The following is a 21,911-nucleotide window of genomic DNA, read 5'->3' as shown; positions in this document are numbered from 1 at the left end:
TGCCGCTGTCAGGCGCGCACAAGGTTCTCGTAAGCGGTCGAGATATCGCGCGCCATCTCGCCAACTTCGAAGTTGTAGTCTCCGATCTGGCCCACTGGCGTGACCTCGGCCGCCGTTCCCGTCAGCCAGCATTGCTGAAAACTCTCCAGCTCCTCGGGCATGATGTGACGCTCGTGCACCTTGATCTGGCGATCTTGGAGCATGCCAATGACCGTCTGCCGGGTGATCCCGTTCAGGAAGCAATCGGGCGTGGGCGTATGCACCTCGCCATCCTTCACGAAGAAGATGTTGGCGCCGGTCGCCTCGGCCACATAGCCGCGATAATCCATGAAGAGCGCGTCCGAGCATCCCTTGGCCTCGGCCGCGTGCTTGGACATGGTGCAGATCATGTAAAGGCCGGCAGCCTTGGCATGAACGGGGATCGTTTCAGGGCTGGGACGCTTCCACTTGGAAATGTCCAGCTTGGCGCCCTTGAACTTGGCATCGCCATAATAGTTGCCCCAGCTCCACGCGGCCACGGCCAGGCGCACCGGGTTCTTGGCAGAGCTTACCCCCATATCCTCGCCCGACCCGCGCCACGCGACCGCGCGCACATAGGCATCAGTCAGGCCGTTGGCCTTCATGACCTCGTATTTCGCGGCTTCGATTTCGTCGATCGTCCAGGGGATGTCGATATCCAGCATCCGCCCCGAAGCGACAAGGCGTTCAGAGTGCCGGCGGGATTCGAAGATCTTTCCGTTATAGGCGCGTTCGCCTTCGAACACGCTGGACGCGTAATGCATGGCATGGGTCAGAATGTGCACGTTTGCATCGCGCCAATCCACCAGTTTGCCATCCATCCAGATGACGCCATCGCGATCGTCATAAGCTCCTGCCATCGGTCCCTTCCTTCGCCAATGGGCCGGCTCTCCGGCGGTTTCTTTTCGAAAGTTGCGTAGATTTCGTCCGTATCGGACATAAAGTTGCGCAAAATCTGGTCGTGGCTATCAATTGATTCTTGGAAAGTCAACAAGGCTGACATAAAGTGATGGCAACAAGCCGAACGCAACCGGCAAGGAAGGGACAGGCGATGGCAGAGCGCAACGCGAGCCCCGCTATGGGCAGCAGGGGGGAAAGCCTGCTGTTTCTGACCGAAGATCAACTGCGCCGCGGGATCGAGGCGATGTTCTTCGCCTATCGCGGCTTCACGGCGGACCCCGACCGCATCCTCCAGGAATACGGCTACGGGCGGGCGCACCACCGGGCGATCCACTTCATCAATCGCACGCCCGGCACGACGGTGAACAACCTTCTGTCGATCCTTGGCGTGACCAAGCAGTCGTTGAACCGCGTGCTTCGCGCGCTCGTCGAGGACGGGTTGGTCGAAAGCCGGGTCGGCACCCGCGACAAGCGCGAGCGTCACCTTTACCTGACGGATGAGGGTAAAGCGCTGGAACGCGATTTGTCCGAAGCGCAGCGCGCCCGTATGCGGGCCGCGTTCAGAAATGCCGGGCCCGAGGCCGTCGCGGGGTTTCGTGCCGTGCTGGAACAGATGATGGACCCCGAAATGCGGCGTCACTACCTCGACGGGGTCGATAACGGGTGATGGCCGATATCGGTGCACATCTTCTGATCGTCGATGATGACGAGCGTATTCGCGGACTCCTGCAAAAGTTCCTGATCCGCAATGGCTTCATGACGACCGTCGCCCGCGATGCGGCCCACGCGCGGCGCCTTCTTGCCGGGCTGGATTTCGACCTGATCGTGCTCGACGTGATGATGCCGGGCGAAGACGGCATCAGTCTGACAAAATCGCTGCGTGAGACGATCCACACGCCCATTCTGCTGCTCACCGCCAAGGGTGAGGCCAGCGACAGGATCACGGGGCTGGAAGCCGGGGCCGATGATTACCTGCCCAAGCCGTTCGAGCCGAAGGAACTGCTGCTGAGGATCAATGCGATCCTCAGACGGATGCCGACCCAGCCGGATGAAACCGAAGTGCCGCAGGTTCTGTCACTTGGGCCGATCCGCTACGACATCGAACGCGCCGAGATGTGGCATGGACAGGAGATGGTCCGCCTGACCGCGACCGAAGCCGCCCTGATGCGGATCTTCGCGGGGCAGCCGAACGAACCCTTCAGCCGCGCGGACCTTGTCGGCCTGTTGAACCGCGACAAGGGTGGGCCTGCCGAACAGGTTCAGGAACGCGCAGTGGACGTTCAGATCACGCGCCTTCGCCGCAAGATCGAGGTGAACCCGAAGCAGCCGCGCTACCTTCAAACGGTGCGGGGCGCGGGCTACATGCTGGCCCCGGATTGAGGCAAAGATGACCACGCTTCTTGTAGAAAACCACGCCGGCCTGTCACACCAGATGCCGCCGGGCCATCCCGAACAGATCGCGCGGCTTGAGGCCGTTTTCTCGGCCCTGTCGGACCCGGCCTTCGACGCCTTGACAAGAGCCGAGGCGCCCCTGTGTACCGAGGATGATCTGTTGCTGGGTCATCCCGCCGACTACGTGGCCGCCGTCAAAGCCGCGATGCCCGAAAGCGGCCTGAAATCCCTGGACCCCGACACGCACGCCTCGCCCGGAAGTTGGGACGCCGCGCTGAAGGGGGTGGGCGGATGCCTGATGGCGGTCGATGCCGTCCTGTCCGGTGCGGCGACCAACGCGTTTGTCGCCACCCGTCCGCCCGGCCATCATGCGGAAAAGACCCGGGCCATGGGCTTTTGCTTTTTTGGCAATGCAGCGATCGCGGCCAAACACGCCCTCGATCGTCACGGGCTGTCGCGCGTCGCGGTCGTTGATTTCGACGTGCACCACGGAAACGGCACGCAAGACATTCTCTGGGACGAGGGCCGCACGCTTTTCGTGTCGTCCCACCAGATGCCTCTATACCCCGGTTCCGGCAGCGCCGGGGAACGCGGCGCCAGCAACAACATCCTCAACCTGCCGCTGCCACCCAATTCCGGCGGGGCCGAGATGCGAGCAGCTTACGAACGCCGCGCCTTTCCGGCGCTCCGGGCCTTCGAGCCAGAACTGATCATCATCTCTGCCGGGTTCGATGCGCATCACGACGACCCGCTTGCGAACCTTGTCTGGACGACCGAGGATTTCAACTGGATCACCCGCGCCCTGCTGGACCTTGCCGATGAGCTTTGCGGCGGGCGCGTGGTCTCGACACTCGAAGGCGGCTATGATCTGACTGCGCTCGCGACGTCAGTCGCGGGGCATGTGACGGAATTGATGGAGCGAGGCGCATGAGCGACGAAAAGCCGATCGAGAAGATGAGCTTCGAGGAGGCGATCCGCGAATTCGAGCAGGTGGTCACGGCGCTTGATCGCGGTGATGTCGCGTTGGAAGAGTCCATCAACCTTTACAAGCGCGGTGCGGCCTTGAAGGCGCATTGCGAAACCAAGCTGAAGCAAGCCGAGGAACAGGTCGAACAGATCACCCTCGACGCGGGTGGCCAACCCACCGGGACGACGCCGGCCGAGGGGCTTTGAAGACCGATGTTCAAGACCGCACTGGCGGAGGCGCAAGGCGCCATTGGCGACTTTCTGATCCATCAACTGGCACGCCTTGGGGATGATCGCGTCTCCGAGGGGATGCGCTATGCGACCAACGGCGGCAAACGCCTGCGCGGGTTCCTTGTGATGGAAACCGCCGGGCTGTTCGACGTGCCGCCAGCCCAATCGCTGTTCGCGGCCGGGGCCGTGGAATGCGTGCATGCCTACAGCCTTGTGCATGACGACCTGCCTTGCATGGATGATGACGACCTGCGGCGCGGCCAGCCCACCGTACACAAGAAGTGGGACGAGGCGACGGCGGTCCTGGTCGGCGATGCGCTCCAGACCTTTGCGTTCGAATTGCTGGCTCGCCCCGACGCGGGCGATGCCGCGCAGCGCATCGAATTGGTCGCCACACTGGCGCAAGCCAGCGGTGCCGAGGGGATGGTACTTGGCCAGGCCCAGGACATTGCGGCCGAAAGCGCAGGCACCCCATTGACGCTGGACCAGATCACCGAGTTGCAGGGCAACAAGACCGGCCGCCTGATCGAATGGCCCGCGATGGCCGGTGCGATCCTTGGTCGGGAAGACCCCGAGGCGCTTTTGACCTATGCACGCGCGATCGGCCTCGCCTTCCAGATCGCGGATGACATCCTCGATATCGAGGGGGACGCGGACAAGGCTGGCAAGGCGCTGCGCAAGGATGCCGATGCGGGAAAGGCCACCTTCGTGTCGCTTCTTGGCCTCGACGGGGCCAAGGCCCGCGCAGGCGACCTTGTCGACGAAGCCTGTGCGGCACTATCGCCCTACGGCGAAAGGGCGCAGAACTTGCAGGCGCTGGCGCGCTACATTATCGCTCGCGATATGTAAATCTGACCTGACAGTTCACGGCCCGGGAGGCCAGCGATGAGCGAGCGACCCCATACACCGATCCTTGATCGCGTCAAAAGCCCGTCCGATCTCAAGGGCTTGAGCGATGCCGACCTCGACCGCCTCGCGCATGAATTGCGCGCCGAGGTGATCTGGTCGGTCAGCCAGACCGGCGGGCATTTCGGCGCAGGCCTCGGCGTGGTCGAGATGACCGTGGCGATTCACGCCGTGTTCGACACGCCACGCGACAAGCTGATCTGGGACGTTTCGCACCAGTGCTACCCGCACAAGATCCTGACGGGCCGCCGTGAGCGGATGCAGACCATCCGGCAGAAGGACGGCTTGTCAGGGTTCACCAAGCGCTCGGAGTCGCCCTACGACCCGTTCGGCGCGGCGCATAGCTCGACCTCGATCTCGGCGGCGCTCGGCTTCGCCATGGCGCGCGAGTTGGGCGGTGATTGCGACACCGGACATGGCGACGCGATCGCCGTGATCGGTGATGGCGCGCTGTCGGGCGGCATGGCCTACGAGGCAATGAACAACGCGGGCCACCTCGGCAAGCGCCTGATCGTCATCCTGAACGACAACGAGATGTCCATTGCGCCCCCGACCGGTGCGATGTCGTCCTACCTGTCGCGTCTTTACGCTGGCGCCCCGTTCCAGGAATTGAAGGCCGCCGCCAAGGGCGCGGTATCCCTCTTGCCGGAACCCTTCCAGGAGGGTGCGCGTCGCGCCAAGGAGCTGCTCAAGGCCGCGACCGTGGGCGGCACGCTCTTCGAGGAACTGGGCTTTTCCTATATCGGCCCCATCGACGGGCACGATATGGAGCAGCTTCTGGCCATCCTGCGCACCGTCAAGGCGCGTGCCGACGGGCCGATCCTGATCCACGCGATCACGAAGAAGGGCAAAGGCTATGCCGAACATCGCCCCGACCGCGGCCATGCCACGGCGAAATTCGATATTCGGACCGGCGAACAGAAGAAAGCGCCCTCCAACGCGCCGAGCTATACCAAGGTGTTTGCCAACGCCCTGATCCGGGAGGCCGAGGACGACCCGCATATTACCGCCGTCACGGCCGCGATGCCCGATGGCACGGGTCTGGATTTGTTCGGCAAGCGCTTTCCCGCGCGGACCTTCGATGTGGGCATTGCCGAACAGCATGCCGTGACCTTTGCCGCCGGGATGGCCGCCGGTGGGCTGAAGCCGTTCTGCGCGATCTATTCGACCTTCCTGCAACGGGGCTACGACCAGATCGTGCATGACGTCGCGATCCAGCGTCTGCCCGTGCGCTTTGCCATCGACCGGGCTGGGCTGGTGGGGGCCGATGGCGCGACCCATGCCGGCAGCTACGACACGGCCTTCCTCAGCAACCTGCCGGGGTTCGTCGTGATGGCCGCCGCCGATGAGGCGGAGCTGGTACATATGGTCCGCACCGCGCTTGAAATCGAAGATCGTCCGTCGGCCTTCCGCTACCCGCGTGGCGAAGGGGTGGGTGTCGAGATGCCGGAACGCGGCGTCGCACTCGAAATCGGCAAGGGCCGGATGATCGCCGAGGGCAACCGGGTTGCATTGCTGAACTTCGGCGCGCGGCTGAAAGAGGTTCAAGACGCCGCCGAAGCGCTTGAGGCCAAGGGGATCAAGCCCACCATCGCGGACGCGCGTTTCTCGAAGCCGCTGGATGAAGAGATGATCCTGCAACTGGCGCGGCACCATGAGGCGTTGATCACGGTCGAAGAAGGCGCCGTTGGCGGCTTCGGCAGCCATGTCGCGCAGCTCCTGGCGGAAAAGGGCGTTTTCGACACCGGCATCAAGTATCGCTCGATGGTTCTGCCGGATATCTTCATCGACCAGGCCAGCCCGCGCGACATGTACGCGGTGGCCAAGCTGAACGCCGAGGATATCGAGGCCAAGGTCCTGGATACCTTGGACGTGGCGCGGATGGAAAAACGCGCCTGAGGCGCGACCGCCAACGGCGGCGGGATACCTCCCGCCCTATCGGTCCAGCCGTTCCTCGATCTTGCGCAACCGTTCCAGCACCTCGTCGCGATAGGCGTCTGTCGCGGCGTTGCTTTCCTCTGCATGGGCATCCTGCATCGAGTTCACGATCAGGCCGACCAGCAGGTTCACCACGGCAAAGGTGGTGATCATGATGAAGGGCACGAAGAACACCCACGCGTAGGGGTAGACGTCTAGGACAGGGCGAACGATGCCCATCGACCAGGACTCCAGCGTCATGATCTGGAACAAGGTGTAGAGCGACGCGCCGAGTGTTCCGAACCAATCGGGGAAGGTTTCCCCGAAAAGCTTCGTCGCCATGACGGCCCCGATGTAGAAGATGATCCCCATCAGCAGGAACACCGAGCCCATGCCCGGCAGCGCGGTCACGAAACCCTCGACCACGCGGCGCAGGCGCGGCGCGACAGAGATGACGCGCAACACCCGCAGGATACGCAACGCCCGCAGGACGGACAGGCCCTGCGCGGCCGGAACCAGCGCAATGCCGACGATGACGAAATCGAAAAGGTTCCACCCCGACCGGAAGAACCGCGTCCCGTAGGCGATCATCTTGGCTGCCAGTTCCACGACGAAAATGGCAAGGCAGATGCGATCCAGCGTCAGGATAAGCGCCCCGGCGGTTTCCATCGCGGTGTCGGATGTTTCCAGCCCGAGGATGACGGCATTGAACACGATCACGGCAATGATCGTGTAGCGGATCTGGGGCATCTCCAGCCAATCGGCCAAACGCTGCCGGAACCCGGGGTTCGTGGTTGTATCGCTCATCTATCCCTCGCGCGGTTACGCCGGGATATGGGCAAGGCGAAGCGCCGCCGCAAGTTCGACATGCGCGCTCCACCGAAACTGATCGACGGGTTGCACCCAATCGATGGTATAGCCCCCTGCAACGAGCATTGCCGCATCACGCGCGAAGGTGACGGGATTGCAGGACACCATGGCGATACGGGGCACCTGTGCCTCGGCCAATTCGCGGGTTTGCGCCTCGGCCCCGGCGCGGGGGGGATCAATCACCACGGCATCGAAGCGAGAGAGTTCCTCGGGCAACAAGGGGCGGCGAAACAGGTCGCGGGTCTCGGTCGTGACCGGGCGCAGACCCTGGGCATGGCGCGCGCCGGAATCGAGCGCGGTCAGCAGGTCGGCGGCCCCTTCAACGGCATGGACCGTCGCCTTGGCGGCGAGCGGTAGGGCAAAGGTGCCGCAACCGGCAAAAAGATCGGCGATCACCGTGGCGTCGTGGGTGGCCTCCTTGACGCTGGCGAGAAGCGCGCGTTCGCCCTCCTCCGTGGCCTGCAGAAACGCGCCAGCGGGCGGGCCGACCATGGCTGGGCCAAACTTCAGGATCGGGGCGGCGTCCATGAAGACGGGCTCATCCCCCCAGGTCAGGCGTGTGAAATGGCTGGCGAACTGCGGCAGGGCGGCACGCAGCGGCCCATCGAGCGGCTTGCCCCCGGACACGGCGAGGTCGATACCCGTCGCGCTTTCCGTCAGGGCGAAGGCTAGCGTGGCCGAGCGTGATGCGCCAAGGCGCGTGATCTCCTCCAAGACCGGAACAGTCGCCATGAGCGCCGGTGTCAGCACATGGCAATCCGTGATCTGGACGACGACATCCGAGCGGCGGGCATGAAACCCCACCAGCGCGCCCTTCTTGGTGCGCTTGCCCGCCAGCGTCGCGCGGCGGCGCGATCGCGGCGGCGAAGTCAGGGTCTGCCGCATCGGCGCCGTCAGGTCGTGGGCGGCAAGCGCGGTGGAAATCACCTCCGCCTTCCAGTCGGCGACGAAGCGGTCGCTGGCATGCTGCAGGGAACACCCGCCACATTGCCGGTAATGGGGACAGGGCGGGCGCACGCGCTCGGGGGATGGCGACAGGATCCTTGCCCCGTCCATACGATCACCCTCGACCTCACCCGCCACGCGTTCGCCCGGCAGGGCCATCGGCACGAACACAGCCCCGCCTGGCCCGCTGCCGACCCCATCGCCGTGGTGGCCAAGACGGTCGATGGTGAGCTCAGTCGTCATGCGCGATGGCGGGGGTAAAGGCATAGCCTTCGGGGGAAAGGATGGTCGCTTCGCGCAGACCGTGGGGCTTGTTCGCGACATGCTCGATCACGAGGTGCCCGGCCGCATTGGCACGGGCCACGGCCGCATCGGGATCAACACCGAAAAGATAGAACTGCGCGCCAGCGCCGCGTGGCGGATTTTCCGGCACCAATGACATCAGAGGATGGCTGCCATAGGTCGGATCGGCATGAAGCTGCAGGATCGTTTCGTCGTGGCGGATGATCGCGAAATCGTCGGACAGGCGAAACACCGTCAGACCGAAGATCTCGACAAGAAACGCGGCAAGTTCGCGGACATCACCTGTCAGAAGGTTGACGCCCATCCCCTTCAGGCTGCGTCCGAATTCTTCGGCTGGGACGGCGTCTAGATCCATGGCCTCGCCTCTTTGCTTCTCGCGCCAAGCTGCCGGAAAGACCAAAGAAACGCCAGCCTATTCGGCCGCTGCGGCCTCGTCGGACTGGATGAACCCGCCCGACTGGCGCGACCAGTAGCGCGCGTAAAGACCGCCCTGCGCCAGCAGGTCTTGGTGGGTGCCGTCCTCGACGATACGGCCAGCGTCCAGCACGATGATGCGGTCCATTTCAGACAAGGTGGACAGGCGGTGGGCGATGGCGATCACCGTCTTGCCCTCCATCACGTCGTGCAGGGTTTTCTGGATCGCGGCCTCAACCTCGCTGTCGAGGGCGCTGGTCGCTTCGTCCAGCACAAGAACCGGCGCATCCTTGAGGAAGGCGCGGGCCAGCGCGATGCGCTGCCGCTGCCCGCCGGACAGCTTCACGCCCCGCTCGCCCAGATGCGCGTCGTACCCGCGCCGCCCGCGATGGTCGGTGAGCGTTTCGATGAACGCATGCGCTTCCGCCCGCTTGGCGGCAGCGATGACCTCGGCGTCGGTTGCGTCGGGGCGACCGTACCGGATGTTGTCCATGGCCGAGCGATTGAACATCGCGGTTTCCTGCGTGACCATGGCGATCTGCTGGCGCAGGCTGTCCTGCGTGACCGTGCGGATGTCGATCCCGTCGACGGTAACGCGCCCGGCCTCGACATCGTAGAGGCGCAGAAGGATCGCCACGAGCGTGGATTTCCCAGCGCCCGAGGCGCCGACGATGCCCAGCTTCTGACCCGGCTCGATGGTCAGGTCGATCCCCTGGACACCGCCCACCTTGCGACCATAGGCGAAATCGACCCCTTCATAGGCAATCTGGCCCGCGATGGACGCCATCGGCCGGGCACCTGGCGCATCCGTCAACCCATGCGGCGGGGTCAGGGTGCGCATGCCATCCTCGACCTCGCCCACATTGGCGTAGATGGCCATGAGGGTGAAACTCACCCAACCCGTCATCTGGGCGATGCGCATGGCGATGGCCCCGGTAGCCGCGATCTGGCCCGCGCTGACCTCGCCCACCTGCCACAGAAGCACCGCGCCGAGGACAAGCACGACCGGCAACACGCCCGCCGTGGTCATCAGCGCGAAGCGAAACCCGGTGGACAGGTAGCCGAAAGACAGCGCTTCCTCGCGATAACCGCCGAGTGCTTCGAGCGCTGCCTCGTCCTCGTGGCTGGTGTGCCCGAACAGCTTGACCGTCTTGATGTTGGTGATCGTATCGACGATCTGCCCCGTGACGTTGGCGCGCGCAGCCGCCCGCCGCTTGGAGCGCTCGCGGATGCGCGGCATGAACCATCGGATCATGACCGCGTAAAGGCCCAGCCACAGGACCAGCGCGGCGGCGATGCGCCAGTCGATCAGGGCCAACATGCCCACCGCCCCGATCAGTGTCGCGATGGCAAAGGCCGCAGCGTTGATGACCTCGGTCACCACGTTGACCAGCGCAGTGGCCGTCTGCGCCTGTTTCTGAGCGATCCGACCCGCGAAATCGTCGTCAAAGAAACTGACCGCGTGCCCGAGCGACCAGCGGTGCAGCCGGCTCTGGATCAACGGGGCGAGGTTGGGCGGCAGGACGATCCCGTTGAAGGCCGCCGATGCCCCGAAAAACAACGGCCGCAGCAGCAGGTAGAACGCGGCGTACCCGACGATCAGGACCCAATGCGCGGCGAAATAGCCCTGCGGGTCGGCCCCCACCGTGGTGTCGATCACGACGCCCAGGAAATAGGCCGCGCCCACTTCGAGCACGCCAGCCAGCCCCGAAAGCACCGCGGCGAGGATCAGGATGCGCCACGACCCGGCAAGGCACCACCTGATGAACGCCCACAAGGTGCGCGGCGGCGGCCCCTCGGCTTGGGCAAACGGTTCGATCAGACCGGACAGCCAATTGAGAATGGGGGCAAAACGCGTCATTCGGCTGCCTCGGTCTCGTCCGTGCCGATGAACCCGCCCGATTGCCGCGCCCAGAAGCCAGCATAGAGACCCCCGCGCGCCAAGAGTTGATCATGTGTGCCTTCCTCGGCCACATGCCCATCTTCCAGCACAAGGATCCGATCCATCTGCGCGATGGTCGACAGGCGGTGCGCGATGGCGATGACTGTCTTGCCCTCCATCACGCCATAGAGCGTTTTCTGAATCGCGGCCTCCACCTCGCTGTCGAGCGCGCTGGTGGCTTCGTCCAGCACCAGGATCGGCGCATCCTTCAGGATCACGCGCGCCAGCGCCACGCGCTGCCGCTGCCCGCCGGACAGTTTCACGCCCCGTTCGCCGACATGCGCATCATACCCTTTGCGTCCCTGCGGATCTTCGAGGTCGAGGATGAACTCATGCGCCTCGGCCCGTTTCGCAGCGCCCAGCATCTCGTCCTCGGACGCGTCTGGACGGCCATAAAGGATGTTGTCGCGCACCGAGCGATGCAGCAACGAACTGTCCTGCTGCACCATGCCGATCTGGTGGCGGAGGCTATCCTGCGTGACCTGCCGGATGTCCTGCCCATCGATCAGGATGCGGCCACCCTCGACATCGTAGAACCGCAAGAGCAGTTTGACCAAAGTCGACTTGCCGGCACCCGACCGGCCGATCAGGCCCACCTTCTCGCCGGGGTGAATGGTCAGCGATATCTTGTCGAGCCCCCCGGCCCCACGCCCGTAGTGGTGGCTGACCCCGTCGAAGGTGATCTCGCCCCTCTCGAACCGCAGCGGCGTCGCGCCGGGTGTGTCGGTCAGGGTGATCGGCGCGGTGATCGTCTCCATCCCCTCGGCCACCACGCCGAGCGATCGGAAGAAGCTGCTGACCGCCCACATGATCCAGCCGGTCATGGCGTTGAGCCTGAGGGTCAGCGCGGTGGCCGCCGCGACCACACCGACGCTGGCCGCGCCCGTGGACCACAGCCAGATGGCCCAGCCGACTACGGCCACGATCAGGATACCGTTCAGGGCCGTCAGCGCCACGTCCATCACGGTGAAGATCCGCATCTCCGCGGCAAAGGTCCGGCGTGTGGTCTCGATCGACTCCTTGGCATAGTCGATCTCACGCTCGTGATGCGCAAAGAGTTTCACCGAATGGATGTTGGTGTAGCTGTCTACAACGCGGCCGGTAGTGGCAGACCGGGCGTCCGCGCTGGCCTTTGACGCGGGCCCAACGCGCCGGATCGTCCAGCGCAACAGCAGCGCATAGAGGCCGAACCACGCAAATAGCGGGATGGCGAGGCGCGGGTCGGCGCCGGCCAACAGCACCGCAGCCCCGATCAGGTAGGCCAGCGAGAAGGTGATCGCGTCAAAGATCTGGAAAACGGCCTCGCCCCCACTGGTGGGGGTCTGCATGATCCGGTTTGCAATCCGGCCAGCAAAATCGTTCTCGAACCAGCCAACGGATTGGCGCAGAACCTGTTTATGCGCCCGCCAACGGATCAGCGTTCCGAAATTCGGCAAGATCGCATTGTTCAGAAGCGCGACGTCGAGGCCTTGGATCATCGGCCTGAGGAACAGGATGAAGAGCGCCGCGAGGATCAGTTCCAGGCCGTGATCGGCCAAAACCGCGGCAGGCTCTCCCTGCCCCATCAGATCGACGATGCGCCCCATGTACCAGATCAGCCCGATCTCGATGGCCGCCACCACCACGGACATCACCGCGGTCAGCGCGTAGAGCCGCTTGAAGGGTTGCGAGTAGTCCCACAGGAACGCGAACAGGCGACGCGGCGGCGCGTCGGTTTCCGGGTAGTCGACATAGGGGTCGACCATGTTTTCGAATAAGCGGAACATTGACGGGGCTCACGATCCTGAAGATCAGATATAGGTCAGAGCTTAGGCAAAAACCATGACAGCCGAACCAGCTAATGCCATGGCCATGACCCGGGCAAAGACACGCCACGCACCGGGTGTCGTCAGGAGATACCCCAGAAGCGACCCGGCAAAGCTCCAGAACAGGCAGACGAACAGGTTGATGCCCGCAAATGCCGTGGAAAGCCGTGCCGCCTCTCCCCATGGCGACAATCCCGCCGCATAGCCGGACGCCGCACTCAGGATCACGGCCCAGACCTTGGGGTTGACCCATTGGAACAGGACAGCCCGCCCGATGCTCCAGGGCCGATCTCCCCGGGCGTCGGGCGCGCCGGACGGTCGCGATTGCCACAGGCGCCACGCCATCCACAGAATCCAGCCCGCCGCCACGAGTTTCAGTGCCTGCTCGACGCCCGGCAGCGCAGCCATCAACGCCCCCATGCCGAGCCCCGCAAAGGCAGCCAGCACACCCACTCCCAAGGCCACGCCCAAGACGTGCGGCAGGCTGGCGCGGAACCCGAACCGCGCACCCGAGGCTGTCAACAGGATGACGTTCGGGCCAGGCGTGAACAGGCCAAGGAAGACAAAGGCATAAAGCGGGTCCATGGCGATGCCCAAGACCCCGGCGAAGGCCGACTGTCAAGCGCCCTGCGCCATGCATCTTTATCCTTCAAATATGCCCGTCGGCGGCGAAGCCGACGCACGCTCAGAGGGACAAGAGCGCTTGTTTGGTCAGCGTGAACCCGGACGCGATCCAGCGCGCTTCCAGCCGTGCAAGTTCGCGCCCAAGCTCCGGCCCTTCGAAAGCCGGCATGAGATCGGCGGCCTTGATCGGGAAAACGGCTTGGCCACCGAGTTGCGCTCTGTGCAGATCTTGCGGCCCGAGAGGGGTTTCAAACTGGGCGGCCCGCAAAAGCAGCACATCCCGCGCACATTCGAAGCCATGGCGGTAACCCAGTTCGCCCGGCCCCTTTCCGCTGCCCATTTCCTCGCGCAGCGTCTCAAGCTCTTTCGCTTCGGCCCGGCTCAGGCGCAAACGGTCGGCCACGCCCTCGCCGCCCAGCGCGGCAAGGCGACGGATCGCGTTGGGCGCCAAGCCGCCTTCGACCGCAACGAGTACCGGCAAAAGCCGCGCGTCCGCGCCCGGCAAGGTCTGGCTCAGGACACCGGATGTCGCCATGGCGGCGACGGCCGGGGCCGGATCCTGCGCGGCGAGGAGTTTCTTCATCTCCGCGCCGATGCGTTCTTTCGAAAGACGGTCGATGCCACTCGCCATCTCGGCGCAGGCGGCCAAACCTTCGGGGTCGATCCCGCCCGTGGGGTCGGCATACCACGCATGAAAGCGGAAGAACCGCAGGATGCGCAGGTAGTCCTCGGCGATACGATCACGGGCATTCCCGATGAACCGCAGGCGCCGGTCGTTCAGGTCCGCCAAACCTTCGCCGGTCGGGTCGATGACGGTACCATCTCGAGTCGCATAGAGCGCGTTCATCGTGAAATCGCGCCGATGGGCGTCTTCCTCCAGCCGTTCGGTGAAGGCGACGGTCGCGCGGCGCCCGTCCGTCGATACGTCACGGCGGAGCGTCGTGATCTCGTAGGGCGTGTGATCGGCCACCAGGGTCACGGTCCCATGGTCAAGCCCCGTGGGCACGGCCTTGATCCCGGCGGATTCCGCCAATTCGACAACACGTTCGGGGCGCGCATCGGTGGTGATGTCGATATCCGAGACATCGAGATCCAGAAGTCCGTTCCGCACGGAGCCGCCCACGAACCATGCGCGGTGGCCGCCGTCTTCTATGGCGTCGATCACCGCTTGGGTGGCGGGCGCGGTAAGCCAATCGGTGGTCAACTTCATGTCGCCACCCGATCGGCAAGGGATTTGAGGATACGCGCAGTTGCCCCCCAGGTGTAATAGGGCCCCCAAGGCGCGACGTAGAAATGCCGCCACGTGCCGCGCCAACGACGGCGCTCGACGCGGTAGCTGCCCGGGTTCATCAAGAAAGACAAAGGCACGCGAAAAACCTCGGCCACTTCCCCTTCCTCCGGCACTGCCTCAAACGCATGGCGAACACGCGCAAGGATCGGGGTCACGGAATAGCTCGTCACCGTTTCATGCGGCGGCAGGTGGGCCAGTAGCTCGACATTGGTCGGGTCGAGGCCGATTTCCTCATGCGCCTCGCGCAGGGCTGCCGCGGCCGCATCGGCATCGGTCGCGTCAATCTTGCCGCCCGGAAGCGCGATCTGGCCGGGATGGTGTTTCAGATGCGAGGCCCGCTTGGTCAGGATAACGCGATCCCCCAGCACCGGGATCAGCACTGCCGCCGGGCGCAGTTTGCGACCCTCGGGCAAGCTGACATCCCGGTTGAGATCATAATCCGACGACGGCGCGGCGGGACGCTCCGCCAACCGCGCCACCATCGTATCGAGATCAATGATCGGGGCCATCCTCACCTTCCTCGGGCGCACGCTCGGCCTCGAAACCCAAAGTCTTGGGATCGAATTCGTAATGCGCACCGCAGAACTGACAATCGGCGGTGACGATGCCGTCTTCGGTTGTCATGTGGGCGATGTCCTTGGCCGAGTAGATGGACAGGCTTTGACGCACCCGGGCATGCGAACACGTGCAGCCGAATTGCACCGGTTGGGCGTCATAGACACGGGGGCCTTCCTCGTGGAACAGCCGCAAAAGGAGGTCGGTCGGCGCAACGGTCGGGCCGATCAGTTCGAGATCCTCGACCGTATCCAGCAGGATATTGGCGCGGTTCCAGTTCTCGCCCTCGTCATCCTCAAGCAGGTCTGCGCCGGACAGCAATCCGCCCTCGCCCGATCCGCCCTCGGGCGACGACGCAAAGGGCGAGGCCTTGGGCATATGCTGCAACATCACGCCTCCAGCCCGCCATGCCTCAGGGTGGCCGGGTTCGGTCGAACGACCATACCCCAAGGCAAAGCGCGTGGGCAGTTGCTCGGATTGAGCAAAATACGTCTCCGCGCAGGACGAGAGCGAGCCGCCTGCAATCGGCGTGATCCCTTGATAGGGCGCGGATCCTTTGCCCTGATCCAGAAGGATGGCGAAGTAGCCCTTGCCGATCTGGCCGAACGCATCGCTCGCTTCAGTCAGCCGCTCTGCATCATAACTGGCAAAGCCACGAATCTGGGCTGGCGTGCCCTCTTTCGACGGGGCGTAGAAATCCGTGGCGATCAGGCGGATCGGCCCATCCCCGCGCACCTGAAGTGACAGTTTCCAGCGCAGGTCGATCGTCTGACCGATCAACGCGGTCAACAACGTCAGTTCGGCAACCAGCGCCTCGACCGGCGCGGGATAGTCATGCTGTGTCAGGATACGGTCGAGCGTCTGGTCAAGCCGCGCCACCCGACCGCGAATGTCAGAGCGGTCCAGTTGGAAGGGCAACACGGTGTCATCCCAGGCGATCCGGGTTGTCAAAGTCATGGCATTTGATCCTAGCGCATTTCGGAGGTTGCGTTCCCATATAGGCGCGCGCCCCGCAATCCCCAAACCGGTGCCATGGTCATGCCACAGGCTTGTTTGATACGTGGCGTTCAACGACAATATCGAAAATGGTCAAACAGGCCGGGCAGAGCATGAAGATCCTATTCGTTCACCAGAATTTCCCTGGCCAGTATCGCGAGTTGTTCCGCTGGTTCGTGGAGCAGGGTGAGCATGACGTGGTTTTTCTGACCCAGCGGCAGGACGTGCCCAAGATCAAGGGCGCCAGGATCGTCACCTACAAACCGCATCACAAGCCGCCGAAAGGCACCTATGCCCTGACGCAGTATTGGGAGGAATGCGTTGGTGCGGGCTTCGGCGCGGCGACGGCGGCGCAAGCTCTGGACAAGGCCGGGTTCAAGCCCGACATCATCATCGGGCATGTGGGCTGGGGCGAGCTGACCTTCATGAAAGAGGTTTGGCCAGACGTGCCGATCATCGGCTTTTTCGAATACTACTTCCTGGCGCGTGGCGGATCGGTCGGGTTCGATCCGGAGTTCCCGGCAAGCGAACACGCCCCCTTCATCATGCATGCCCGCAACGCGGTGAATTTCGCAAATATCCAGACGGTCGATCTAGGCCACTCACCCACGCAATGGCAACGCGACACCTTCCCCGAAAGTTTCCGGGACAAGATCTATGTGTGCCATGACGGGATCCGCACCGACAAACTGGTCCCGAACGCCAAGGCCTCTGTGCCGCTCGGGCGATTGGGGCGGGCGGTAACCCGCGAGGACGAGATCTTCACCTACATGGCCCGCAACATGGAACCGACGCGCGGCTTCCATGTCTTCATGCGGGCGCTTCCCCACATCCTCGAAGCGCGCCCTAACGCGCGCGCGCTCATCATAGGAGGAAACGAGGTTTCCTACGGCAAGGCGAGCGACCGGAAGGGAGGCTACCGCGCCGAGATGGAGCGCGAGGTTGGCGACCGGGTCGATTGGGACCGGGTGCATTTCCTCGGGCGAGTCCCCTACGAGGCATACCAGCAGATCATCCAGGTCAGCCGGTGCCATATCTACCTGACCGTGCCGTTTGTCCTGTCGTGGTCGCTGCTGGAATCGATGTCCATGGGCGCGACCATCGTGGCCTCCGATGTCGCGCCGGTGCGCGAGGCGATCACCCATGGGAAGACCGGGCTGCTCGTCGATTTCTTCCAGCCCGAGAAACTGGCCCAACAGGTGGCCGACGTGCTGGAACGCCCGGGCACCTATGCGCATCTGGGGCCAGCGGCGCGGCGTCATGTGGTTAAGACCTACGACTTCCAGACGGTCGCCCTGCCCGAGCACCTCAAGCAGATCAACGACCTTTTGCCGTCAGCGAGACGCGTCGCGCTGCCTTGACCGCGATCAGTTCGAGGCCAGCGCGTTGGTCTGACCGACAAGCCCGAAGGCCGACCCGATCAGCCCGAAGATGGTCTGCGTGCGCGTCACGGGGCTTTCGGTCACGAGGACGAGGTCGCCCGGATTGATCTGGAAATTGCGTGCGCTGAACAGCCCGTCGGCGGTCGTCAGATCAATCGTGAAGACCACTCGTTGCTGGTCAGGCCCGGCATTGTCGGGGCGCACCGCCGACTGGGGGTATTCCCGCAGGACAAGGATGCCGCCGGGATCTCCGCGGCTGGATTGCACGCCGCCAATGATCGACATGGCGTCAAGCGCTGTGACCGCGTCGCGCGGGAAGACGTGCTGGCTTTGGTCGCCGGCAGCCCCGAGCGACAGGAAATACCGCCGGTCTTCTTCCACGATCACGCGGTCACCCGCGTGCAGCAGCGTATCGAGGTTCGGCTCCGCGAAAAGCCGGTCCACGGATGTGCCGTAGATATTGCCGTTGCGGATCAGACGAACTTGCGGGTTCGCCAATCCGCGTGCAACGCCACCGCCATCTGCGATCAGGTTCAGGATCGTGTAGTTGCGGTCCGGCATGGGGAAGCGCCCCGGCGCGCCGACACCACCGACAAGATCGACGGAATTGCCGCGCCCGCCCTCGACGGTCAGCTGCACCTGCGCCTGCGGTACGATCATGCCGATCTCGTCCTGAAGGTGCTCACGCGCCAATTGCAGCGTCATGCCCGCCACGCGCGTGTTCCCAAGGTATGGCACAAAGATCGTGCCATCCGGCGCGACAACAATGGATTCAAGCAAAGCCGACGGTTCGCCATTGGTGATGAGCGAATCGTCGATGCTGTCCCACACCGTCACGCTCAACCGGTCACCCGGGGCGATCACTTGCGTCCGCGCGCCACCCGACGCGGAAATCCAGCCATGGGCGCGGCCACCGGTTTCGGGCCAGTCCGCCACGATGGGCAGGAAGGCGCGGTTCACCGCATAGACCGCAAAATCGGATGTTTCCGCCTCTCCGGAGGCTGAGACGATTTCGCGCTGAACCGGTGCACCACCCGGAAGGGCAGAGCACGCGGCCAGAAAACTGGCGATCACGAGAGATGTGAGCAGTCGGAAGAACGAAGCTGCGGGCATCTGGTCGACGCATCCCCTTGTCGGCACCATGCGATACCTTGATAGCGGACGTGGTCTTCGGGTCAATCGTCCGAAGCCGAAACAGGTTGTTCGGTGCTATTTTGTCGTACTGCGGTTCAATGACTTTGATTCAAATGCAATTCCGTGATTGTTAGCGCGTATATTTGAAGTTCAAGGTGGTTTCGATGGCGGCACGACGCATCCTTTTGACCGGTGGGGCGGGCTATATCGGGTCGCATACCTATCTGGCGCTACACGACGCCGGATACCGCGTTACGATCCTCGACAATTTCGCCAATGCGCGGCGCAGCGTCATCAACCGGCTGGAGATGATTACCGGCGCGCCGGTCCACTTCATCGAGGCCGACGTGCGCGATTCCGTGGCATTGGGCAACCTGTTCAACGAGACCAATTTCGACGCTGTCGTCCATTTCGCCGCGCTCAAGGCTGTGGGCGAAAGCGTGGCCCGACCGCTGGACTATTTCGATGTGAACGTTGGGGGCCTGACAACCCTGCTGCGCTGCATGGACAGTGCCGGATGTCGTCGCCTCGTCTTTTCCTCATCGGCAACCGTTTACGGCGTTCCCGACGTCACACCGACCCCGGAAAGCGCCGAGTTCCGCGCCATGAATCCGTATGGCCAGACAAAAATCACATCGGAACAGGTGCTGGATTGGGTCTCGGCCTCCGACCCGCGATGGGCCATCGGCATCCTGCGTTACTTCAACCCGGCCGGCGCGCATGCATCCGCCATGATCGGCGAAGACCCGAGGGATATCCCGAACAACCTGATGCCCTACATCGCACGCGTGGCGACCGGCGCGTTGGAGAAGGTCTCGGTCTTCGGTGACGATTACGAGACCCCCGACGGCACCGGGGTACGCGATTACATCCATGTCGAGGATTTGGCGCGTGGGCACCTGCTGTCTCTGAAAAAGCTGTTCGAGACGGATACGGGTCACACCGTCAATCTTGGCACCGGGCGTGGGTATTCCGTTCTGGAGGTCATCGACGCCTACAAACGGGCGTCAAACAAGGACCTGCCCTACGAGATCGTCGGCAGGCGCGCGGGCGACGTGCCGATTTACGTGGCCGAAGCCAGCAAGGCGGCCGAAATCCTCGGGTTCGAAACGGAAAAGGGCATGGACGAGATGTGCGCCAGTTCCTGGGCATGGATCAACAGCCCCCATAGCGGAGATGATGCATGACCGAGCCGCGCACCGCGCTTGTCACCGGCGCAGCCGGGTTCATCGGCTACCACCTCTGTGTGCGTCTTCTGGAAGACGGGTGGCGTGTCATCGGGCTGGATGCCCTGACCGATTACTACGATGTCGCCCTGAAAGAACGGCGCCAGTCGATGCTTTTGCAGTCTCAGGGGTTTTCCGCCGTGAACGAGCGGATCGAAACGCCGGGCGTCCTGCATGACCTGATGGACGCGCACCGGCCCGACGCCGTGATCCACCTCGCTGCGCAGGCCGGCGTTCGCTATTCGATCGAGGCACCGGAAAGCTATGTCGAGGCCAACCTGATCGGCACCTTCCGCCTGTTGGAGGCGATGCGGGCCTTTCCCCCAGCGCACAGCCTGCTGGCCTCCACCTCGTCGGTCTATGGCGCAAATACCGAGATGCCCTATGCCGAGACGGCAAAGGCAGATACCCAGATGTCCTTCTACGCCGCGACGAAGAAGGCTAACGAGGCGATGGCGCACAGCTATGCGCATCTCTACGACTTGCCCGTCACGATGTTCCGCTTTTTCACGGTTTACGGGCCGTGGGGGCGCCCTGACATGGCGTTGTTCAAGTTCACCAAGGCGATCCTCGAGGGCGACGCGATCGAGGTTTACAACCACGGAGACATGCGCCGCGACTTCACCTATGTCACGGACCTGGTCGACGGGATCGTGCGGTTGATCGACTCTGCCCCGGTCCGGCCCGACACCCCCGACGACATCGCCGAGGGGGACAGCCTGTCGCCCGTGGCACCCTACCGAGTAGTGAATATCGGCAACTCGGAACCCGTCCCGTTGTTGGAGTTCATCGAAGCCATCGAGGACGCGACCGGGCGGACCGCCGAAAAGATCATGATGGACATGCAACCCGGCGACGTTCCTGCGACGTGGGCCGATGCTCGCCTTTTGCAGGCGTTAACCGGATATCGACCCAGAACCCAGGTCCGCGATGGCGTGGCACGGTTCGTGGCATGGTATCGCGACTATTACCGGGTCTGACCCAGCCGCTTGTTTCAAGGCGGCCCCTGGCTGCTCCGAAGTCAAACCCCAAAACCAGCGCATAGCGCTGGCCGCGATGCAGATGCCAGCATGCGAAACGTCGCCTAATCACGATCCTGAGACGGCAAACAATCGCGCAATTCTGCGCATATTGTTGATGTGCCTTCTGGTGACGGCCGACCTTCGGTAGGTGAAGTAACCTAACGTTAAGGACCGGCCCGTATCATGCACCGTGAAATGCATGATGAAACCTTCGCAAGCGGGTGGACGACACCCATAGCAATTACGCACCACCCCCATCCACGACCAGAAAACGACACCGCGAGTTCACAGGAGCGCCTGATTGAGGGCGCAATCGACACCTATCGTGAGTCCAAGTTTTCGCCCGGAATGATGAGCGTTCCGTCACAGAAGGGCCGTGCAGGGACCCTGCGGAGCGGTCGACAATACGAACTTGAATGAGGTGAGCTTATGAGAAGCCACTTGTTGGCCGCCCTTGCGGCTTGTTTCACCCTCGCAGTCGGCGTGCCTGCGGAAGCAGACCGGGTGACCTTCAATCGTGACTACGTGATCGTCGCCAGCGGCAATGGTGGAAGCGTAATCGACTACGCCAGGCGGGCCTCTCAAGTGCGCGCCACGGGCGCAACGGTGCAATTTTCCGGCCGATGCCAATCTGCATGCACCCTGTACCTGTCGGCTCCACGCCAAAACGTCTGCATCATGCCGGGCGCGTCCTTCACTTTCCACGCGGCTTACGGCTCGAATCCCGATTTCAACCGTTGGGCCACCAACTACATGCTGGACCGCTACCCGTCCTGGGTACAGACATGGATCGCGGCCCACGGTGGGCTATCCCGGCGCCTGTTGCGGATGGACTATTCCTACGCATCCCGCTTCATTCCCACGTGCGAAGACCGCCGTTACGCAGCCGCTGACATTCGGGGCTGACCCGCGCACGACCAGTGGCCCAGGGCGGCAGAACTGCCGATATCCAAGAAGTAATTCGCTCAAGATATGCGGAACAGGGGCGCAACTGCGGCCCTGTTCAACGCCAAATTCGTTGACACGTCCGCACGAACTCGGGCAACCATTTGAAAGGTAGCCTATTTTTTCC

Annotated in this window: 21 protein-coding genes; 10 read left to right on the top strand and 11 right to left on the bottom strand. The window is 63.5% G+C overall.

Annotation, left to right across the window (positions count from 1 at the left end):
• Positions 1-8 precede the first annotated feature (8 nt).
• Positions 9-878: a branched-chain amino acid aminotransferase gene (locus tag KUV65_RS10045; RefSeq protein ID WP_222190159.1), complete on the bottom strand. Its 870-nt coding sequence runs from the start codon at positions 876-878 to the stop codon at positions 9-11.
• A 191-nt stretch (positions 879-1,069) separates the two neighbouring features.
• Here KUV65_RS10045 and KUV65_RS10040 point away from each other — a divergent pair, with 191 nt between their 5' ends.
• From KUV65_RS10040 to dxs, 6 genes are read left to right on the top strand one after another with little or no spacing between them, the layout of a single operon-like run.
• Positions 1,070-1,585, top strand: coding sequence for a MarR family winged helix-turn-helix transcriptional regulator (locus KUV65_RS10040; protein ID WP_261331734.1), 516 nt, complete (start codon positions 1,070-1,072; stop codon positions 1,583-1,585).
• Positions 1,585-2,298, top strand: coding sequence for a response regulator (locus KUV65_RS10035; RefSeq protein ID WP_222190157.1), 714 nt, complete (start codon positions 1,585-1,587; stop codon positions 2,296-2,298). The genes KUV65_RS10040 and KUV65_RS10035 overlap by 1 nt, the downstream gene beginning before the upstream one ends.
• Before the next feature lie 7 nt (positions 2,299-2,305).
• Positions 2,306-3,241 carry a histone deacetylase family protein gene (locus KUV65_RS10030; protein ID WP_222190155.1) on the top strand — a complete coding sequence of 312 codons (936 nt, stop codon included), beginning with the start codon at positions 2,306-2,308 and terminating at the stop codon, positions 3,239-3,241.
• Positions 3,238-3,483 (top strand): exodeoxyribonuclease VII small subunit, encoded by a 246-nt coding sequence (locus KUV65_RS10025; protein WP_222190153.1) that lies wholly within the window; start codon positions 3,238-3,240, stop codon positions 3,481-3,483. The genes KUV65_RS10030 and KUV65_RS10025 overlap by 4 nt, the downstream gene beginning before the upstream one ends.
• A gap of 6 nt (positions 3,484-3,489) precedes the next feature.
• Entirely contained in the window at positions 3,490-4,356 is an 867-nt protein-coding gene (locus tag KUV65_RS10020) for a polyprenyl synthetase family protein (RefSeq protein WP_222190151.1), read from the top strand.
• Between the two features lie 36 nt (positions 4,357-4,392).
• Positions 4,393-6,312, top strand: coding sequence for a 1-deoxy-D-xylulose-5-phosphate synthase (gene dxs / locus KUV65_RS10015; protein WP_222190149.1), 1,920 nt, complete (start codon positions 4,393-4,395; stop codon positions 6,310-6,312).
• A gap of 36 nt (positions 6,313-6,348) precedes the next feature.
• Here the strand turns inward: dxs and KUV65_RS10010 are convergent, their stop codons facing one another.
• The 9 genes from KUV65_RS10010 to hslO all read right to left on the bottom strand — a co-directional run bounded on the left by KUV65_RS10010 (position 6,349) and on the right by hslO (position 16,036).
• Positions 6,349-7,137, bottom strand: a complete 789-nt coding sequence (locus KUV65_RS10010; RefSeq protein ID WP_222190148.1) for an ion transporter — start codon at positions 7,135-7,137, stop codon at positions 6,349-6,351.
• Between the two features lie 15 nt (positions 7,138-7,152).
• The gene (locus KUV65_RS10005; protein WP_222190146.1) at positions 7,153-8,388 is read right to left on the bottom strand and encodes a class I SAM-dependent RNA methyltransferase; all 1,236 of its coding nucleotides are present in this window, start codon (positions 8,386-8,388) and stop codon (positions 7,153-7,155) included.
• Positions 8,378-8,803 carry a VOC family protein gene (locus tag KUV65_RS10000; protein ID WP_222190144.1) on the bottom strand — a complete coding sequence of 142 codons (426 nt, stop codon included), beginning with the start codon at positions 8,801-8,803 and terminating at the stop codon, positions 8,378-8,380. Before KUV65_RS10000 ends, KUV65_RS10005 begins: the two co-directional genes overlap by 11 nt.
• A gap of 57 nt (positions 8,804-8,860) precedes the next feature.
• Positions 8,861-10,723, bottom strand: a complete 1,863-nt coding sequence (locus KUV65_RS09995; RefSeq protein WP_222190142.1) for an ABC transporter ATP-binding protein — start codon at positions 10,721-10,723, stop codon at positions 8,861-8,863.
• A complete protein-coding gene (locus KUV65_RS09990; protein WP_222190140.1) occupies positions 10,720-12,570 on the bottom strand; it encodes an ABC transporter ATP-binding protein in 1,851 nt (616 codons plus the stop codon). The genes KUV65_RS09995 and KUV65_RS09990 overlap by 4 nt, the downstream gene beginning before the upstream one ends.
• Before the next feature lie 42 nt (positions 12,571-12,612).
• A complete protein-coding gene (locus tag KUV65_RS09985; protein ID WP_222190138.1) occupies positions 12,613-13,194 on the bottom strand; it encodes a LysE family translocator in 582 nt (193 codons plus the stop codon).
• 100 nt (positions 13,195-13,294) lie between these two features.
• A complete protein-coding gene (locus KUV65_RS09980) occupies positions 13,295-14,443 on the bottom strand; it encodes a CCA tRNA nucleotidyltransferase (protein WP_222190136.1) in 1,149 nt (382 codons plus the stop codon).
• Entirely contained in the window at positions 14,440-15,033 is a 594-nt protein-coding gene (locus KUV65_RS09975; protein WP_222190134.1) for a CoA pyrophosphatase, read from the bottom strand. The genes KUV65_RS09980 and KUV65_RS09975 overlap by 4 nt, the downstream gene beginning before the upstream one ends.
• On the bottom strand, positions 15,017-16,036 hold the full coding sequence (hslO, locus tag KUV65_RS09970; RefSeq protein ID WP_222190132.1) for an Hsp33 family molecular chaperone HslO: 1,020 nt from the start codon (positions 16,034-16,036) through the stop codon (positions 15,017-15,019). Before hslO ends, KUV65_RS09975 begins: the two co-directional genes overlap by 17 nt.
• 152 nt (positions 16,037-16,188) lie before the next feature.
• Here hslO and KUV65_RS09965 point away from each other — a divergent pair, with 152 nt between their 5' ends.
• Complete coding sequence (locus KUV65_RS09965) at positions 16,189-17,436, top strand: glycosyltransferase family 4 protein (protein WP_222190130.1); 1,248 nt, start codon at positions 16,189-16,191, stop codon at positions 17,434-17,436.
• 6 nt (positions 17,437-17,442) lie between these two features.
• Here the strand turns inward: KUV65_RS09965 and KUV65_RS09960 are convergent, their stop codons facing one another.
• Positions 17,443-18,600: a polysaccharide biosynthesis/export family protein gene (locus KUV65_RS09960; protein WP_222190128.1), complete on the bottom strand. Its 1,158-nt coding sequence runs from the start codon at positions 18,598-18,600 to the stop codon at positions 17,443-17,445.
• Between the two features lie 155 nt (positions 18,601-18,755).
• Here KUV65_RS09960 and galE point away from each other — a divergent pair, with 155 nt between their 5' ends.
• The 3 genes from galE to KUV65_RS09945 all read left to right on the top strand — a co-directional run bounded on the left by galE (position 18,756) and on the right by KUV65_RS09945 (position 21,745).
• The gene (galE, locus tag KUV65_RS09955; RefSeq protein ID WP_222190126.1) at positions 18,756-19,778 is read left to right on the top strand and encodes a UDP-glucose 4-epimerase GalE; all 1,023 of its coding nucleotides are present in this window, start codon (positions 18,756-18,758) and stop codon (positions 19,776-19,778) included.
• Positions 19,775-20,797 carry an NAD-dependent epimerase/dehydratase family protein gene (locus KUV65_RS09950; RefSeq protein WP_222190124.1) on the top strand — a complete coding sequence of 341 codons (1,023 nt, stop codon included), beginning with the start codon at positions 19,775-19,777 and terminating at the stop codon, positions 20,795-20,797. The genes galE and KUV65_RS09950 overlap by 4 nt, the downstream gene beginning before the upstream one ends.
• Positions 20,798-21,322: 525 nt before the next feature.
• The gene (locus KUV65_RS09945; RefSeq protein WP_222190123.1) at positions 21,323-21,745 is read left to right on the top strand and encodes a hypothetical protein; all 423 of its coding nucleotides are present in this window, start codon (positions 21,323-21,325) and stop codon (positions 21,743-21,745) included.
• The last annotated feature ends 166 nt before the right edge of the window (positions 21,746-21,911 follow it).

Source organism: Maritalea mobilis, from assembly GCF_019800885.1.
Taxonomy (GTDB): domain Bacteria; phylum Pseudomonadota; class Alphaproteobacteria; order Rhodobacterales; family Rhodobacteraceae; genus Roseibacterium; species Roseibacterium beibuensis.
Note: the sequence above shows the minus strand (reverse complement) of the source record. Positions and strands in the feature narration are given on the sequence as shown.

Bases quoted from the DNA above. Each gene is read 5' to 3' on its own strand.
- KUV65_RS09950 (WP_222190124.1), top strand. From the start codon at position 19,775: ATGACCGAGCCGCGCACCGCGCTTGTCACCGGCGCAGCCGGGTTCATC.
- KUV65_RS09965 (WP_222190130.1), top strand. From the start codon at position 16,189: ATGAAGATCCTATTCGTTCACCAGAATTTCCCTGGCCAGTATCGCGAG.
- KUV65_RS10035 (WP_222190157.1), top strand. From the start codon at position 1,585: ATGGCCGATATCGGTGCACATCTTCTGATCGTCGATGATGACGAGCGT.
- KUV65_RS10045 (WP_222190159.1), bottom strand. From the start codon at position 878: ATGGCAGGAGCTTATGACGATCGCGATGGCGTCATCTGGATGGATGGC.
- KUV65_RS10030 (WP_222190155.1), top strand. From the start codon at position 2,306: ATGACCACGCTTCTTGTAGAAAACCACGCCGGCCTGTCACACCAGATG.
- KUV65_RS09975 (WP_222190134.1), bottom strand. From the start codon at position 15,033: ATGGCCCCGATCATTGATCTCGATACGATGGTGGCGCGGTTGGCGGAG.
- KUV65_RS09960 (WP_222190128.1), bottom strand. From the start codon at position 18,600: ATGGTGCCGACAAGGGGATGCGTCGACCAGATGCCCGCAGCTTCGTTC.
- KUV65_RS09995 (WP_222190142.1), bottom strand. From the start codon at position 10,723: ATGACGCGTTTTGCCCCCATTCTCAATTGGCTGTCCGGTCTGATCGAA.
- KUV65_RS10020 (WP_222190151.1), top strand. From the start codon at position 3,490: ATGTTCAAGACCGCACTGGCGGAGGCGCAAGGCGCCATTGGCGACTTT.
- dxs (WP_222190149.1), top strand. From the start codon at position 4,393: ATGAGCGAGCGACCCCATACACCGATCCTTGATCGCGTCAAAAGCCCG.
- KUV65_RS09985 (WP_222190138.1), bottom strand. From the start codon at position 13,194: ATGGACCCGCTTTATGCCTTTGTCTTCCTTGGCCTGTTCACGCCTGGC.
- hslO (WP_222190132.1), bottom strand. From the start codon at position 16,036: ATGACTTTGACAACCCGGATCGCCTGGGATGACACCGTGTTGCCCTTC.
- KUV65_RS09990 (WP_222190140.1), bottom strand. From the start codon at position 12,570: ATGTTCCGCTTATTCGAAAACATGGTCGACCCCTATGTCGACTACCCG.
- KUV65_RS10040 (WP_261331734.1), top strand. From the start codon at position 1,070: ATGGCAGAGCGCAACGCGAGCCCCGCTATGGGCAGCAGGGGGGAAAGC.
- KUV65_RS10000 (WP_222190144.1), bottom strand. From the start codon at position 8,803: ATGGATCTAGACGCCGTCCCAGCCGAAGAATTCGGACGCAGCCTGAAG.
- KUV65_RS10010 (WP_222190148.1), bottom strand. From the start codon at position 7,137: ATGAGCGATACAACCACGAACCCCGGGTTCCGGCAGCGTTTGGCCGAT.
- galE (WP_222190126.1), top strand. From the start codon at position 18,756: ATGGCGGCACGACGCATCCTTTTGACCGGTGGGGCGGGCTATATCGGG.
- KUV65_RS10025 (WP_222190153.1), top strand. From the start codon at position 3,238: ATGAGCGACGAAAAGCCGATCGAGAAGATGAGCTTCGAGGAGGCGATC.
- KUV65_RS10005 (WP_222190146.1), bottom strand. From the start codon at position 8,388: ATGACGACTGAGCTCACCATCGACCGTCTTGGCCACCACGGCGATGGG.
- KUV65_RS09980 (WP_222190136.1), bottom strand. From the start codon at position 14,443: ATGAAGTTGACCACCGATTGGCTTACCGCGCCCGCCACCCAAGCGGTG.